Origin of the sequence: Chryseosolibacter indicum (assembly GCF_018598585.1) — a bacterium.
GTDB classification, from domain to species: Bacteria; Bacteroidota; Bacteroidia; order Cytophagales; family Cyclobacteriaceae; genus Chryseosolibacter; species Chryseosolibacter indicus.
The window spans coordinates 16,352-32,704 of record NZ_JAHESD010000037.1 but is presented as its reverse complement, the minus strand read 5'-3'; the positions used below and the strand labels follow the sequence as shown (position 1 = coordinate 32,704).

The 16,353-nt window shown below is 40.0% G+C and carries 13 protein-coding genes; 7 read left to right on the top strand and 6 right to left on the bottom strand.

What is annotated here, in order from left to right:
- Positions 1–4: 4 nt before the first annotated feature.
- The 5 genes from KK060_RS15490 to leuS form a co-directional block, all read right to left on the bottom strand.
- On the bottom strand, positions 5–1,111 hold the full coding sequence (locus KK060_RS15490) for a D-TA family PLP-dependent enzyme (protein ID WP_254154669.1): 1,107 nt from the start codon (positions 1,109–1,111) through the stop codon (positions 5–7).
- Positions 1,108–1,575 (bottom strand): RidA family protein, encoded by a 468-nt coding sequence (locus KK060_RS15485; RefSeq protein ID WP_254154668.1) that lies wholly within the window; start codon positions 1,573–1,575, stop codon positions 1,108–1,110. The genes KK060_RS15490 and KK060_RS15485 overlap by 4 nt, the downstream gene beginning before the upstream one ends.
- A 140-nt stretch (positions 1,576–1,715) precedes the next feature.
- Positions 1,716–3,029: a gluconate:H+ symporter gene (locus KK060_RS15480; protein WP_254154667.1), complete on the bottom strand. Its 1,314-nt coding sequence runs from the start codon at positions 3,027–3,029 to the stop codon at positions 1,716–1,718.
- A gap of 66 nt (positions 3,030–3,095) precedes the next feature.
- Entirely contained in the window at positions 3,096–4,094 is a 999-nt protein-coding gene (locus KK060_RS15475) for a 3-oxoacyl-ACP synthase III family protein (protein ID WP_254154666.1), read from the bottom strand.
- Between the two features lie 116 nt (positions 4,095–4,210).
- Entirely contained in the window at positions 4,211–7,018 is a 2,808-nt protein-coding gene (leuS, locus tag KK060_RS15470) for a leucine--tRNA ligase (protein WP_254154665.1), read from the bottom strand.
- 138 nt (positions 7,019–7,156) lie between these two features.
- Between leuS and KK060_RS15465 the strand changes: the two genes are divergently transcribed.
- The 6 genes from KK060_RS15465 to KK060_RS15440 all read left to right on the top strand — a co-directional run bounded on the left by KK060_RS15465 (position 7,157) and on the right by KK060_RS15440 (position 14,355).
- Entirely contained in the window at positions 7,157–8,926 is a 1,770-nt protein-coding gene (locus KK060_RS15465) for a DUF885 domain-containing protein (RefSeq protein WP_254154664.1), read from the top strand.
- 345 nt (positions 8,927–9,271) lie between these two features.
- Positions 9,272–11,413 carry a TonB-dependent receptor gene (locus tag KK060_RS15460; RefSeq protein WP_254154663.1) on the top strand — a complete coding sequence of 714 codons (2,142 nt, stop codon included), beginning with the start codon at positions 9,272–9,274 and terminating at the stop codon, positions 11,411–11,413.
- 11 nt (positions 11,414–11,424) lie between these two features.
- A complete protein-coding gene (locus KK060_RS15455; RefSeq protein ID WP_254154662.1) occupies positions 11,425–12,078 on the top strand; it encodes a tetratricopeptide repeat protein in 654 nt (217 codons plus the stop codon).
- Positions 12,079–12,156: 78 nt separating this feature from the next.
- A complete protein-coding gene (locus tag KK060_RS15450; protein WP_254154661.1) occupies positions 12,157–12,573 on the top strand; it encodes a hypothetical protein in 417 nt (138 codons plus the stop codon).
- A gap of 5 nt (positions 12,574–12,578) precedes the next feature.
- Positions 12,579–13,592 (top strand): sensor histidine kinase, encoded by a 1,014-nt coding sequence (locus KK060_RS15445; protein ID WP_254154660.1) that lies wholly within the window; start codon positions 12,579–12,581, stop codon positions 13,590–13,592.
- A 1-nt stretch (position 13,593) separates the two neighbouring features.
- On the top strand, positions 13,594–14,355 hold the full coding sequence (locus KK060_RS15440) for a LytR/AlgR family response regulator transcription factor (protein ID WP_254154659.1): 762 nt from the start codon (positions 13,594–13,596) through the stop codon (positions 14,353–14,355).
- A 348-nt stretch (positions 14,356–14,703) separates the two neighbouring features.
- Here the strand turns inward: KK060_RS15440 and KK060_RS15435 are convergent, their stop codons facing one another.
- Positions 14,704–15,099, bottom strand: a complete 396-nt coding sequence (locus KK060_RS15435; protein ID WP_254154658.1) for a response regulator — start codon at positions 15,097–15,099, stop codon at positions 14,704–14,706.
- A 324-nt stretch (positions 15,100–15,423) separates the two neighbouring features.
- On the opposite strand from KK060_RS15435, the gene KK060_RS15430 reads away from it, so the two are divergent.
- Entirely contained in the window at positions 15,424–16,317 is an 894-nt protein-coding gene (locus tag KK060_RS15430) for a hypothetical protein (RefSeq protein ID WP_254154657.1), read from the top strand.
- The last annotated feature ends 36 nt before the right edge of the window (positions 16,318–16,353 follow it).

Below are 16,353 nucleotides of genomic sequence, written 5' to 3'. Positions count from 1 at the left end.
TATCCTAGATTGTTATTTTTCTATTCCTTGAGATATTGTACCAGACATCAACAGCCATATGTTTTTCAACAACATGAGCCTGGTCATGAAGTGCAACAGTAGGGCATACATGATGGGGAACACCATAAAGTGCATCACCAACCTCATACTGTTTATCCGTAGTTTGTAGTACCATGTGTTCTTCACTATGGCCAACAGGAAACAGTTCAGGTGCATTAAGAAAGTATACTCGATTATTAAGAGGATTCTCAGAGGCAATTGCTTTGTGCCCAAGATCAATACAAATGAGATTGCTTGCTGGTTTGGAAATAACCCGAGTTAAAACAAGTGCTGCAAATTTGTAATGCTGTTCAGGAAGTATCTGCTCATATCCTTTGTCCCAATAAATGAATGTGCCAGGGCTACATTCAATTTCTTTTCTTCGGGAGTGAACAGAGTATGTTGGCGTTCCGCCTGCAACTATTATAAGTTTCTTTCCGGATGATTGTTCTATTTGCTCTGCTATTGTTTGGATACTATTAAAGCCCTCATCACACTTCTTTTTCCTTGCCTCGAAATCAGTATCACGAATATGTCCATCATAGGCATGTAAGCCTACTATGGATATTCCTTTTAAATTCTCACAGATTCGAAACAGTTCAGTCACTCCTTCAGTAGATATTCCAGTTCTGTTCATTCCTACATTTACATCAATATATACATTGATACTTAAATTGTTTAATGTAAAGACACTGGATAGTGCTGACGCTGTATTGTAATTATCTATCAGACAGGAAAATGTAGTGCCTGGAAATTCTTCTACTAATTCAGCCAGGCGTTTTGCTTTAGGTCCTACGGGTTGGTAAGCAAGTAAGACGTCTTGTGCTCCTGCATTGGCAAGCATTTCTGCTTCAGCAATTGTAGCACACTTAAATTTTGTGATGCCAGCCTTAAGCATCAAGCTTGACACTTCAGGAGATTTATGTGTTTTTATATGAGGGCGAAGACGTTCCTTAGAATCGATGGAATTTATTAGTGTCTCAATATTGTCCTTCACATGCTCCTTATATATCAGGAGGGCAGGTGAATCAATCTCGTCCACGTTATTAAAAGTATACCAAGCGTTGCTCATTGTAATTCAAACATTGCTTCAATTTCAACCGGAATATTATCTGGAAGTGAACCCATGCCTACTGCACTACGCACACCTATTCCATTCTCTTCACCCCATACTTTTGCAAACAATTCACTGCATCCGTTGATAACAAAAGGATGTCTTTCGAACTCCGGAACACAATTTACCATACCAAGGACTTTAACTACACGTTTAATCTTGTTGAGGCTTCCGAGATTCTGTTTTAGTGTTGCAAGTATGGCGAGACCTACTTGTTGTGCTGCAGCTTTTCCTTCTTCCATACTCATATCTTTTCCTATGCGTCCGATAATGAGTGTTCCATCTTCTTTTACTGTTCCATGTCCTGAAACATAAACGAACTTATCAACTATAAGAAAAGGTTTGTATACGCCAAGTGGTTTAGGAGCAGGAGGAAGGGTAAGCTTTAAGTCTGCAAATCTTTGATCAGGTGAAGTACTCATTTGTAACATGTTAATTGAGCATCCAATTTGAGAATTATCATTGAGATAATGTTACAAAATTTAACATTTTGAGTAATAATGAAGAATGTGTGTGCCACGCATTGGTAGGAGAGCTCAGAATAAGGAGTTAAGAATTCTGCTTATATAATGTAATTCAAAATCAAAACACCCACCAAACCACTAACTGCAACAATAGATTCCATCATTGACCACGATTTGATTGTATCACGAATGCTTGTATTAAAATATTCTTTAAACAACCAGAAGCCTGCATCATTAATATGTGAAAACATGAGACTTCCTGCTCCAATAGATAGTACCATAAGGTTGGGATCAACTCCTGAGCCATTCAAAAGCGGAGCAACGATGCCAGCAGCAGTAAGACCAGCTACTGTTGCTGAACCAAGACATACTCTGATAACGGAAGCGAGCAGCCAACCTAACACAAGTAAATGAACATTAAGGCCATTCAGTAGCCCTGCTATCTCCATGCTTACACCGCTAACAATCAAAATCTCTTTTAATGCACCTGCACCGCTCATGATAAGTAGAAGCATAGCGATATCTTTTACCGAATCGCTATAGATATCCATGATTTTCTTCATACTCATTTTCATGTTAATACCCAGTGTAAAGGTTACGATGAACAAAGAAAGTAATAGTACCAATGCAGGATCGCTTAAGAAAAGAATTGTTTTGCTTAATGGGCTGTATGGTGGTATGATGTAAGTAAGTACGGTAGTAATTGTAAGCAGGATAACAGGAAGCAGTGCCGAGATAAGACTATTTGTCAACCCTGGTAATTGATCTTCTGGTGTATCACTGGGTTTAAATGTTTTTAACATGGGCGCATTGATTCTTCTCAGGGTTTTTGAAAAGATCGGGCCGGCAATTATTACTGTAGGAATGGCAATTAGGATCCCATACAGCAATGTTTTTCCCATGTCCGCGTCAAACTGACTAACTAATCCTGCAGGTGACGGATGGGGAGGAAGAAAGCCATGCGTTACTGATAGGGCTGTAAGAATTGGCAATCCCACATAAATGGAAGGTAACTTGTATCGGTAAACCACCGAAAAAACCAGAGGCATTACAAGAACAAAACCTACGTTATAAAACAACGGAATGCCTATAACAAATCCTGTAACTACCAATGCCCATTGAATATACCGCTCTCCAAACAACCTCATCATGCCTGAAGCTATTCGTTCGGCAGCTCCGCTTTCTGCAACTAGTTTTCCGAGCATGGCACCGCTTACAATTACTATTACAAGAGAGCCAAGCATGTCACCGATGCCCTTCTGTATAGAACCAACAATCTTTGTACTATCAATACCCAGTAGAAACCCGGCAAGAATACAAATTAGAAGAAAAGCCAGAAATGCATTGACCTTAAATTGCGTTATCAGAAGGATGAGCACGATGATGCAAAAGGAAACAATGATTATAGACATCTTCTTGAAGTTGTGTTATGAATTACTAATATATGAAGCCTTCAGCTTCAACGCGCTACCATTATTCTACCATCTTATTAAGGCAGATGCCCAGGTAAAGCCACTGCCAAACGCAGCTAAACAAAGTAAATCATTTTCTTTGATTTTCCCTTCTGCCCAGGCTTCGCTTAATGCAATAGGGATAGATGCTGCGGTAGTATTACCATAACGCATGATGTTATTATAAACCTGCGAATCTGATAATTCAAGTTTTTCCTGAATATACTGACTAATTCTGAGGTTTGCCTGATGAGGTACCAGTAAGTTAATATCTTCTTTTTTGAGGTTATTGGCTTGCAGTGCCTCTTGGATGACTTCCATAAACTTAACAACAGCGTACTTGAAGACCTGATTTCCATTCATAACAACTTTAAATGAACTGGTATCTAAGATCTGTTCAGGTTGCCTTTCTTTGTGAGGGCGTGAACTACCTGGATCTTTTACATATAACTCTTCAGCAAAACGCCCATCGGAGTGAAGGTGTGTTGAAAGGATGCCGGGTTTTTCTGATGCTCGCAGAATAACAGCACCAGCTCCATCACCAAAGATAACGGCAGTATTTCTTCCCCGCGTAGAGATGTCTAAAGCGGTTGATTGAATTTCAGCACCGACAACCAATACAGTTTTATACATTCCTGTTTTAATGAATTGATCGGCTACAGATAAGGCATAGATGAAGCCTGAGCATGCATTTCGTATGTCTAAGGCCGGTATAGATTCTAATCCAAGTTCTCTTTGTAATAGAACTCCTGAACCAGGAAAGAAGTAGTCAGGGGTAATGGTAGCAAAAACAATAAAGTCGACGTCTTTTTCGGAAAGTTTGGCTCTTTCTAAAGCCATCCGTGTGGCTTTAGCAGCCATATTAGCGACAGTATCTTTGGCAGGATCCATCCATCTTCTTTCTTTGATACCCGTCCTCTCTACAATCCACTCATTATTTGTTTCCATCACAGTAGAGAGATATTCATTGGTAATCACATTTTCAGGCATGTGGTGGCCGAGCCCAATAATTTTGGAATAATGCATTCTGGTTGTGTTTAAAAAGCCAGCTAAAATACAGAATTGTAACGAATGAGTGTTAGTGTAAATAAAAAAGGCAGCTCTTACGTAAGAACTGCCTTTTATCTTAAAGAATCACAATTTTAAACTACAACATTCACAATTCTTCCAGGTACTACAATAACCTTTTTTGGAGGTTTACCTTCTGTCCATTTCATCACAACCTCAGCTGCAAGCACGGTTTTTTCAATATCTTCTTTGGGCATATCTAATGCGAACTCCATCTTCGCTCGAACTTTTCCGTTGATGGAAATAGGATACTCAAAAGAGTTTTCTTTGAGATACTCCTCATTATATTGAGGGAAGGAAGCATTGAGAATTGTATCTTCATGTCCTAGTTTCTCCCAAAGCTCTTCTGTAATGTGCGGAGCGAACGAAGCCAACCCGATGGCAAGTGGCTCAAGAATAGCTCGCTTATTGCACTTCAGCGAACTCAGTTCATTTACACAAATCATAAACTCACTAACCGAAGTATTAAAAGAGAAATTCTCGATGTCCTGCTCTACCTTTTTTAATGTTTTATGAAGCGCTTTCAGTTCTTCTCTAGTAGGTTCAGTATCTGAAACACTAAAGTTACCTTTATCATCGTGGAATAGATTCCAGAACCTTCTCAGGAATTTAAATACGCCATCAATACCGTTGGTGTTCCAGGGTTTGGACATTTCCAAAGGGCCGAGGAACATCTCGTACATTCTTAATGTATCTGCTCCGTAGTTTTCGATAATGTCATCAGGGTTAACAACATTGAAGTATGATTTACTCATCTTTTCAATTGCAGAACCACAAATATATTTGCCGTCTTCTAGTATGAACTCCGCATTGGCAAAGTCAGGCTTCCACTTCTTAAATGCTTCTGTATCCAGTTCCAAGCCATTAACGATGTTTACGTCAACATGCAATGGATCTGTTTCATACTCACCTTTTAGCCCTGCCGAAACGAATTTATGTGTTCCGCGAACTCTGTAAACAAAGCGTGAATCGCCAGTAATTTTTCCCTGGTTAATTAGTTTTTTAAAAGGTTCATCAAATCCTAAATAGCCAAGATCATGAAGTACCTTAACCCAAAGTCTTGCATACAATAAATGCGCTACAGCATGTTCTGAACCTCCGATATAAACATCGACCTGGTTCCAGTAATTTAATGCTTCGCGGCTTGCAAATTCTTTGTCATTATGGGGATCAGTAAAACGCAGGAAATACCAGGCAGCGCCAGCATGGGTAGGCATGGTGTTGGAATCTCTACGTTCATTTTCACTGATGTTAATCCAGTCTTTCAAATTTGCCAATGGACCCTCACCAGTACCTGAAGGTTTAAAGTTATTTGAATCAGGAAGCTCTAATGGAAGATCTTTCTCATCCATGGCGTAAGGCATGTCATCTTTAAAAACAACAGGGAAGGGTTCACCCCAATAGCGCTGTCTGCTCCATCCGGCATCGCGCATTTTGTAGTTCACCTGTCTCTGGCCTATACCCAGCTCTTCAAGTTTTTTCACTACAACGTCAATAGCCTGCTTCATGGTTAAGCCATTTAAAAAATCTGAATTTTCAAGCACGGCATCGTATGTAGGATTGGCTTCCTTACCATTATAATAAGAACCAATAATGTTGGTAATCGGAAGATTAAAATGCTTTGCAAATTTATGATCGCGTTCATCGCCGCAAGGCACGCCCATAATAGCACCTGTGCCGTAGCCAGCCAACACATATTCACTGATCCAGATAGGAACTTCGCGACCACTGATAGGATTAACAGCGTAGGCACCTGTAAATGCACCTGTTACTTTTTTCACTTCTGCCATTCGCTCAACTTCCGAACGGCTTTCAACATATTTCAGGTATTGATCGATCTCCGCTTGTTGTGCTTTGCTGGTGATGTCCTTTACAATTTCATGCTCAGGTGCAATAACCATAAAGTCAACACCATAAATTGTATCGGGCCTGGTTGTAAACACGGTAAGCGAATCTACTTTTGATTGCTCACTTTTTACCTTGAAATTGATTTTGGCTCCTATGCTCTTGCCGATCCAGTTGCGCTGAATCTCTTTCATAGACTCACTGAAATCAATTTCATCCAAACCTTTTAACAAGCGTTCAGCATATTCTGTGATACGCAAACTCCATTGGCGCATCTGCTTACGCACCACAGGAAACCCTCCGCGGTAGCTAACACCATTAATCACCTCGTCGTTGGCAAGTACAGTACCAAGTGCTTCACACCAGTTAACATCCGTATACGCCAGGTAGGCCAGACGATACTGCATCAGTATCTCCTGCTTGTATTTCTCATCAAACGACTTCCATTCAGTATTCGTAAAAGTGATTTTATTAGAATGTGGAAGTTTATATTTCAAATTTGGGAATGGGTGGTTCACATTTCCTTCCTGCTCAAAAATGCTTACGAGCACAGCAATGCGTTCAGCTTTCTCTTTTTTCCGGTTGAACCAGCTGTCGAATATTTGAAGGAAGATCCATTGTGTCCATTTGTAGTAAGAGGGGTCGCACGTTCTTACCTCACGACTCCAATCATAACAAAAGCCAATTTTATTTAACTGCCTGATGAAGTTCTTGATGTTCTGCTCGGTTGATTTGGCAGGATGGATGCCATGTTCAATAGCATATTGTTCCGCAGGCAAACCAAAGGCATCAAAACCCATCGGGTGAAGAACATTATATCCTTTTAGTCTTTTGAATCTTGATACAATATCGGAAGCAATATAACCGAGAGGATGGCCAACGTGAAGTCCTGCTCCTGATGGATAGGGGAACATATCCAAAGCATAATACTTCGGTTTGTTTGATTTATTCGAAACTTTATAAACCCCTCGTTGTTCCCATGCAGCACGCCACTTGTCTTCGATACGTCTAATCTCTTCTTTATTGTAATCGGCCATAGTATTGAAAAATGAGCCACAAAATTAATTATTCTGCTGAATAGCAAATCATTATTAGGGCTTTGTTTGCCTATTTTTGAATAGCAGACTGCCGGATTCTACAAATATTTAATTTTGCCGAAAAATTACCTTTTTCTTATGTATCGATTATCAATTGTTGTATTAGCAATTCTCTTTCTTGCCTGTTCTCAGAAGGAAGAAAAGAAAACAGTCACTAACCAGTCTTTCAATAACTTGCTGGACCTTTACTATGAAGATTATCTGAAGTTGAATCCGCTGGAAGCAACACAGATCAACGACTTCCGGTACAATGATCAGCTTCCGATTGACATCAGCAATACGTATCGCCAATCTCTGCAGACGTTCTATAAACGCTACCAGGATTCCCTTCTGAATTACGATAGGGCTTCTTTGCCCGATGCACAGCAATTAAGCTTCGATATCCTTGCAAGGGAATTATCTTTCAGGCAGGAGCTTTTGGAGTATCCTGAACACCTTATGCCGGTACAGCAGATGTGGGGAATGGCTTTAACCATGCCTCAGATAGGCAGCGGCCAAAGTTTTCAGCCTTTTAAAACAGCAAAGCATTATGACGATTTTCTTAAACGCATTGACGCTTTCGCCATTTGGGTTGATACTGCCATAGTAAACATGAAACAAGGACTTTCCGAAGGATATACCTTCCCTAAGGTGCTGATGGAAAGAGTATTACCGCAATGCAAGGATATGATGGTCAAGGATGTTACTAAAAGCATCTTCTATCAACCAATTACCAATATGCCTGATTCCATTAGCGCTGACGACAAGGCAAGATTAAAAGACGCCTATACGAAAGCTATAAAAGAGAAAATTGTCCCTTCTTATACAAAACTGCATGACTTTTTAAAGAACGAGTATATTCCGCGCACGAGGACCAATGCAGGCATTAACGCTATCCAGAATGGCAATGCTTATTATCAGATGATGATAAGGTCTTATACCACTACAAATCTTGACCCTGATTCAATTTTCAGGCTTGGAGAGTCGGAAGTAGCAAGAATAAAGGGCGAAATGGAAAAGGTTAAAGAACAAGTTAGTTTCCAGGGAGATCTTCAGGCATTTTTCAAATATGTTAATGAGGATAAGAAGTTTATGCCGTACAAAACCGATCAGCAAGTAATAGATGCATTTAAGGGGATCGAAAGTAAAATTGCTCCAAGGCTTAAAGAGTTATTTAATATGACTCCTAAAACTCGGTTTGAGGTGCGACAAACGGAAGCTTTCAGAGAGATGTCAGCCAGTGCTGAATACAACCCTGGTTCTCCTGATGGTTCTCGTCCTGGTATATTTTATGTTCCTGTTATTAATCCTGAAGAATATAATATTTCAGGAATGGAGACTTTGTTTTTACATGAAGCCATCCCAGGGCATCACTATCAGGTTTCCCTTCAATTGGAGAATCAGGAGCTGCCAAGATTTAGAAGAACATTACTGTACAGCGCCTATGCTGAAGGATGGGCATTATATACTGAGTCCCTTGGGAAAGAGCTTGGATTGTTTACCGATCCAATTCAATACTTTGGTCATCTTGGGGATGAGATGCATCGCGCTATCCGCCTTGTGGTAGATGTAGGATTGCACACGAAAGGATGGACACGCGAGCAGGCTATTGCATACATGATGGATAACGAGCCTATTGCTGAGCAATCTGCCGTAGCAGAAATTGAACGTTATATGGCGGTGCCAGGCCAGGCACTTTCTTATAAGATCGGACAGTTGACAATAGTATCGTTACGTAAACGTGCAGAAAAAGAATTGGGTGACAAGTTTAAGATCGGCTTATTCCATGATGAGGTCTTGAAGTATGGCATGTTGCCCCTGAATATCCTGGAAGCGCGGATTAATAAATGGATTGAAGAAGAGAAGTAACAGTAGGCAGTAGGCACGATTCAATAGGCAATGGAATTAGTTGACAGTTGACAATGAGCAGTTGACAATCACCGATCGCGCAACCTGTAACATGTAACCTTAAACTTGAAACAACTTCCAGCCCCGAACGCAGAACGCAGAACATTGAACCAATAACAAAAAGGGAATGCTTCATTGAAGCACTCCCTTTTTTGTTACCACTATTTGCGTCTATTACACAATGCCTAAAACAGCACGTTTCGGGCTTACTACAGCTCATCCTATCTGTTTTACAGTTCGGTAAGAGTAATTCGTTTTCGTAACGACCAGTGCTAATCTTTGCAGGGTAATCACAACGATTAGCCTATGAAAACACTTTCTACCCTGCTTCTAACCCTTATTACAATGAGTGCATTCTGCCAAACAATAATAAGTGGTAGAATTACCGACAAAGCCACTAACCCTATTGCATTGGCAAATGTACTATTGCTTGATACATATGATGGGGCAAGTTCAGATAACGATGGAAAGTACAGTTTTACAACAACAGAAGAAGGCACTAAGATCCTTCTGGTAAAGTTTATAGGTTTCAAAGCGTATCAAATGCCAGTTACTTTATCTGGAAAGCCCTTAAACATAGATATCGTTCTGGAAGAGGAGATCAGCGAACTTAAGGCAGTGACGATTTCTGCGGGCACATTTGCAGCAAGTGACGAATCACGCAGAACAGTTTTTAAGGCGATGGACATTGCCACTACCGCAGGAGCTACTGCTGATATTGCCGGTGCGCTTAATACCTTGCCAGGAACGCAAAAAGTAGGAGAGACGGGAAGATTATTTGTACGCGGAGGCGAAGGCAACGAAACACGGACGTTTATTGATGGCATGCTGGTGTTGGATGCCTACGGCCCCTCAGCACCGAACACACCATCACGCGGAAGATTTCTGCCTTTTATGTTCAAGGGCACAAGCTTTAGCACCGGTGGATACTCTGCTGAATACGGACAAGCCTTGTCATCAACACTGGTTCTTGACTCCAGAGACAAAGCGGAGATGACACGCACCGATATCGGAATCTTATCCGTTGGAGGCGATGTAACACATACACAAGCGTGGGAATCAGGTTCCATCTCGGGTAAATTACAGTATACCAACATCCGTCCTTACTATGGTTTAATCAATCAGGAGATTGATTGGAAAACAGCACCAGAGTCAATTGAAGGTATTTCATCTTTTCGTCAACAGGTTGGTAAAAATGGCATGGTTAAGCTCTATGGCAATTTCAGCCATACTAACTATTCGTTGTATAATCATGATATCGACGACTACAACCAGACACAACTTTACGATCTTGAAAATAATTACAATTATCTAAATGCATCCTACAAAGATGTACTTAGCAATAATTGGATTGTAAGGGGCGGTCTTTCATATACATTACTTGATAACAACATCAAACTTGATCAAACTGCTATTGGAGACATCGAAAAAGGCATACATGCGAAAACAGTTTTTGAAGGTTCAATATCTGATCAATTAGAACTTAAAACAGGTGCTGAAGTTATCAATAGAAATTATGAACAAGCTATCTACGGCGCTGGTAACCGCGAATTTAACGAAGTTATCGCAGCTACATTTGTTGAAGCTGACCTGTATGCCAGTAATAATTTTGTAACGCGCGTTGGGAGCAGGGTAGAATATAATAACCTTCTGGAAAAGTTGAGCGTTGACCCTCGCTTGTCAATGGCCTATAAAACAGGATCGACAGGACAGGTTTCATTTGCTTATGGAAGATTCAGACAGTCTGCAAAGAATGAATACCTGAGAGTTAATACAGCGCTTAACGAAGAAAAGGCAGAACATTTTATTCTTAACTACCAGCGTATCGATAATAACCGCACCTTCAGAATTGAAACTTACTACAAACGTTACAGTGATCTTGTGAAGTATACCGCGTATGATCTATCCGATCTTAAGGCAACCGGTGATGGATTTGCAAAAGGTATTGAGTTGTTTTGGAGAGACAACCGCTCCATCAGAAATATTGACTACTGGGTATCCTATTCTTTTCTCGATACTAAACGCAACTATCTTAATTTCACTGAAGAAGCAATGCCTTCCTTTGCATCTAAACATAACTTTTCTGTAGTAGGTAAATATTTCGTGCAAAAGTTAAAGAGCCAAATTGGTGCTACCTACTCTTACACATCACCACGTCCTTACAATGATCTTAACAACGATAAAACTAACAGCGGAAGAACACCTTATTATGCTGACTTGAGCTTTAACTGGAGTTATCTTCCTAAGCCTTACATCATCATTCACTTGTCGTGTACAAATCTTCTTGGTCGCGATAATATCTTCGGATATGAGTATGGTGATGTGAGGAATCAAGAGGGTCTTTACAACGCAAGGCCCATTCGACAAGCTGCAACCCGATTCTTATTCGTGGGCATATTCATAACACTTTCTAAAGATAAATCAGTAAACCAATTACCAACTCTATAATTACTAACACTATGAAAACATTAAACATTGTACCTGTTCTTGTACTTATCCTTGTTCTTGCGCTTACACGTCTTGGCCTGGCCAACGATGGTAAGTATTTCGAAGCTATGCAAAAGAATATCAAAGCCATTTATGAAGCACAAACTATTGAACAACTTCAGGCAACTGTAAACGCTTTTGAAAGAATCGGCAGCGCCGAAAAAGATAAATGGGAACCATCTTACTATGCAGCTTACGGTTATATTATAATGGCCACGCGTGAGCAGGATGGTGCAAAGAAGGATGCTTACCTCGATCAAGCGATGAAGGCCATCGAGAAAGCAAAAGCAGTTGCGCCTAAAGAATCCGAGGTAATAGCGCTTGAAGGTTTTGCCTACATGATAAGGGTAACAGTTGATCCGGCTTCCAGAGGCCAGCAATACTCAGGGTTATCCATTCAGGCGTATCAAAAGGCGTTGGCATTTAATGGTGACAACCCACGTGCGCTTTCACTTCTGGCGCAGATGCAGTACGGCACCGCACAGTTCTTCGGTTCATCAACATCCGAAGCATGTGGCACACTACAAAAAGCACTTGAAAAATTTGATTCCTATAAATCAGAAAATGCATTGGCACCACAGTGGGGAAAACAAATGGCAGAAAAACTTAAGACAAACTGTAAATAACGTAAGTAGTGAAGTGTGGCCTGTAGGCTACGCTTCACGTTATATTTTAGGTTAATCCTTATACTTAAAAACAATTTTATGACAAGTATGACTGAAGAAGCAAAACTCATGTGTGGCATTACACTTGTTACAATTCCTTCCATTGAATATGGAGGATACTTTTTGTTAACAGTTTTGTCGGGTAGTTTTAAGAAAATTGAATTCAATAACTTTCAGAAGGCCATGTTTAGAGCGGGGCATGCGCATGCAGGTGTGCTGGTCATACTTTCGTTGATTTGCCAGGTATTGGCAGATCACGCTGCGCTCTCAACTCTTTGGGTATGGATGGTAAGAGCAGGTCTGCCCTTAGCTGCGCTTATGGTTAGCGGAGGTTTCTTTTTTTCTGCCCTGTATAAGAATGCTGTAAAACCAAATGGTTGGATTAAATTACTTTATACAGGAATTTTTGTTTTGGCCCTATCTTTAATTATTCTTGGAATCGGATTATTGCTGTAGTATACATGGCATTGGATAGAAAAATTATATGGAGAGAGGTAAGAGATATTGTTATACTTATGCTCGTCGGAATTTTGATGACGTGGGCTGGAGTAACATGTCGAAACTGTTATGACAATTCACGCGAGTTCTGGATTGTCGCAAGCTTTACCGCGCTCATGTGGGTCTTGCTATGGAAAGGTAATTCGTACCTCGCTGATTATATATCAACAAAAATGTCATGGATTGATCAACCGGGAAAACGCTTCCTTGTTGGCTTAGTAGCTACCATCACATATACATTCCTGGCAATGTATATACTGGGTGCCATCTATACATTGTCTTTTAAATTTAACTTAACCGCTGGTATCACCTACTCTGTAATTATTACCATCATTATTTCTCTTTTTATGCATAGCCGTGCATTTCTCATTAACTGGAAGCAAAGTGTTGTTACAGCCGAGCAACTGAAAAGAGAGAGTATTGCAGCTAAGTATGAAAGCTTGAAGAATCAGGTTAACCCGCACTTCCTCTTTAACAGTTTTAATGCACTTTCTAATTTGGTATATGAAGATCAGGATAAAGCTGTTAAATTTATCAAACAACTGTCAGAAGTATATCGCTATGTTCTGGATACCCGTGAGAAGGAGGTTGTTCCGCTTGCTGATGAGCTTAAGTTTTTAAACTCGTATATTTATCTTCAAAAAATCAGATTTGCCGACAAGCTATCCATTGAAATATCAATCAATACTATTAAAGGGGGAGTAGCTCCATTGGCTCTGCAAATGTTGATTGAGAATGCCATTAAGCATAACGTTGTATCAGAAGATGATCCACTCACGGTCAAAGTATTTGAAGACAAGGGCTTTATTGTAGTTGAAAATAATCTTCAGAAAAAGACCTCTATAGGTGAACCTTCCGCCGGAGTCGGGCTCGAAAACATTTGCAAGCGCTATGAATTTCTCAGCAGTAATAATGTAGAGGTATCAAACAATTCAAAAACATTTGTTGTAAAGTTGCCTTTACTCACCTTGTCATAAAATGAACGTAGTTATTATAGAAGACGAACCTCAGGCTGCACAGCGTCTCGAACGCCTGGTGAAGGAGCTAATCAGTAATGCCAATATTCTGGCAAAGATGGATACAGTTAAAAAGTCAGTTGCATGGTTTAAAGGCAACACCGTGCCCGACCTTGTCTTGATGGACATTCAGCTGGCCGATGGAATCAGCTTCGAAATATTTGAGCACTGTGATATAAAAGCACCCATTATATTTACCACGGCCTATGATGAGTACGCCCTCAAGGCATTTAAAGTTAACAGTATCGACTACATTCTAAAACCTGTTGATAAAGATGAACTGGGCAATGCTTTAAAGAAATTAAAGACCTTTACAGGGAATGAATCACAAACACAGCAAATGCTCGACAACATTGGCCACGCCGTGCAGATGCTGATGAAGAAATATAAGAACCGCTTTGTTATAAAAGTCGGTGAGCATCTGAAAACCATCGAGGTAAGTGCCATCCGGTATTTCTTTAGTCAGGATAAAACCACATTCTGTGTTACGGAAGACAACCGCAACTTTATCCTCGATTATACCCTTGAACAGTTGGAGGAACTGGTTGATCCGGCCCAATTCTTCCGCATCAACAGAAAGTACCTGGTCAGCTCACCCGCCATCCAGGACATTATCAATTACACCAATAGCAGGCTCAGGTTGGTCTTAAAAGGCTCCCAGGATAACGAGGTTATAGTAGCCCGCGAACGCGTTCAGGAATTCAAAGACTGGCTCGACAGGTAATACCTTCTCTTAAGCGCACCTTTACCAGAAAATTCAGCACTATAAAAGTGTCCGGAATAGGACATTAGCCATAGTTCAGTGGGGGTTGAGCCGTATTTGAGCCGTATATGAGCCGTATAAGGCCTCAAATTTCGCTAAAAACGCAGCTTACCCGGCTCTTATACGGCTCAAGTACGGCTCATCTCGGGCTCATGTACCGGTATGATCCGACTTGCGGTACGAAAAGGGCTACTATAATAAAGGATTTCGAATCTTTAATTCGTGTTACATTTTACAAGAAGGACTTAGGCTCAGTGATCCTCTGAAAGGTAAATTTGAAAGAATTTGATTTTAGAAGCCAGTCAGCTCCTAATTTTTAGATATCATTCCATTCAGCTCCTCAATATCGCTTTGTTTGAGAGGCTTGGTGATGAAATGAATTACGTTTTTATTTTCGAAAGCCATTTTTCGGTCCTGAAGGCTATTGGAGCTGGTGAGCACAACTATTCTGGTTTTTCCCTTTATCCCATCTTCTAAAGATTCAAAGCCCTTTAAAAAGCCAAAACCGTCTACATCTGGCATGTTCAAATCAAGGAAAATAACGTCTGGAGGAGCTTCTCCGTTTAGTTTCTGAAGCCAGTTCAGTGCTTCTTTGGCCGATTTATAAACAATGAGTTTAGATGAAAACCCGTAGACTTCCAGAAACCTGCGCTGTATGAACAGGTCTATATCACTGTCATCGATTAGCACTGTCTTTTCTACCATCCTCAGCCTGTTAGTTCTCTAAATGTATCGGCAATAAACTTAAGGAAAACTCTTAAAAAAACAACTGATTTACTATAAAATGCTATGGCGGGGGAGGGTGGGTGGTCATCGGGCTCTATGCTGTAATCAGGTTAATATTAAAAAAGCGAGATTTTTTCGTTCAGTTATCTGAGGAAGAATTTCTTCACCTGTAGCGCTGTCTAAATTTAACTTAGAAAAAGAACCGCTCTATAATAAAAATAATGACGCTAAAATGTAATACGTAGGTTTTTTGCTGATAAAAAATGTATTAAAATTGAATCTTCTAAACCTTTCTTAATTACCATGAATATTAAGCGACCTATTTATTTCTTTCTAGCGATCGTCCTTGCTGCGGGACTGGCTTCCTGCGGTAATTCTTCCAAGGAAGAAAAGGACAAAAACAGTGAAGAATTTGACAAAGCCAATGAAAATCTGAAACAACAGATTGAAGATGTTGTATACAATATTCCGTCACCATCTGAAATACCTTACCTGTTACAGGCTACAGGTGCAGAATATAATGAAGGCCTTGTAAATCCTCGTTCAAAAGTAGATCAATATGCTTCACGTTCTGATAAGGCTGCTTTAAACCTTGGTGTTTATGCTGCAGACATCGGGTACCTGAGCTCTTATGATAAAACACAGGAAGCAATCGATTACCTGACAGCATGCAAAACCCTTGCTGATAACTTAGGTCTTATCGGTACTTTTGATGCTGAAGTAATTAATAAGTTTGAAAAGAATATTTCTAACAAAGATTCTTTAACACACCTTTTAGACAGAACTATCAAGAAGACTGAAAATTATCTTAATGATGATAACCGTAACAAGCTTTCATCGCTTGTTATTACAGGAAGCTTCATTGAAGGTTTATACATCTCTACAGGTTTAATCAAATCATATCCTAAAAACATTCTTCCTGACGATAAGCGTAACCTGGTACTTACACCAATTATGCGTATTGTACTTGAACAGAAAAAATCAGTATCTGATCTTGTTGAAATGCTTTCGCGTGTTGAACAAACTGAACCTGTTACAGCTATTGTAGCAGATTTAAAAGAACTTGAAAAAACTTATAACTCTTTAAATATTGAAGAGCAGATTAAGAACAACCGTGCTGATTTAGTTTTATCAGATAAAAATCTTGAAGGCATCACCGTGATTACTGAAAGATTGAGAAAAGCCATCACTGGTTAATTAAAATATTACATCATAATAGGAAAGGGACCGGGT

Bases quoted from the DNA above. Each gene is read 5' to 3' on its own strand.
- KK060_RS15490 (WP_254154669.1), bottom strand. From the start codon at position 1,111: ATGAGCAACGCTTGGTATACTTTTAATAACGTGGACGAGATTGATTCA.
- KK060_RS15485 (WP_254154668.1), bottom strand. From the start codon at position 1,575: ATGAGTACTTCACCTGATCAAAGATTTGCAGACTTAAAGCTTACCCTT.
- KK060_RS15480 (WP_254154667.1), bottom strand. From the start codon at position 3,029: ATGTCTATAATCATTGTTTCCTTTTGCATCATCGTGCTCATCCTTCTG.
- KK060_RS15475 (WP_254154666.1), bottom strand. From the start codon at position 4,094: ATGCATTATTCCAAAATTATTGGGCTCGGCCACCACATGCCTGAAAAT.
- leuS (WP_254154665.1), bottom strand. From the start codon at position 7,018: ATGGCCGATTACAATAAAGAAGAGATTAGACGTATCGAAGACAAGTGG.
- KK060_RS15465 (WP_254154664.1), top strand. From the start codon at position 7,157: ATGTATCGATTATCAATTGTTGTATTAGCAATTCTCTTTCTTGCCTGT.
- KK060_RS15460 (WP_254154663.1), top strand. From the start codon at position 9,272: ATGAAAACACTTTCTACCCTGCTTCTAACCCTTATTACAATGAGTGCA.
- KK060_RS15455 (WP_254154662.1), top strand. From the start codon at position 11,425: ATGAAAACATTAAACATTGTACCTGTTCTTGTACTTATCCTTGTTCTT.
- KK060_RS15450 (WP_254154661.1), top strand. From the start codon at position 12,157: ATGACAAGTATGACTGAAGAAGCAAAACTCATGTGTGGCATTACACTT.
- KK060_RS15445 (WP_254154660.1), top strand. From the start codon at position 12,579: ATGGCATTGGATAGAAAAATTATATGGAGAGAGGTAAGAGATATTGTT.
- KK060_RS15440 (WP_254154659.1), top strand. From the start codon at position 13,594: ATGAACGTAGTTATTATAGAAGACGAACCTCAGGCTGCACAGCGTCTC.
- KK060_RS15435 (WP_254154658.1), bottom strand. From the start codon at position 15,099: ATGGTAGAAAAGACAGTGCTAATCGATGACAGTGATATAGACCTGTTC.
- KK060_RS15430 (WP_254154657.1), top strand. From the start codon at position 15,424: ATGAATATTAAGCGACCTATTTATTTCTTTCTAGCGATCGTCCTTGCT.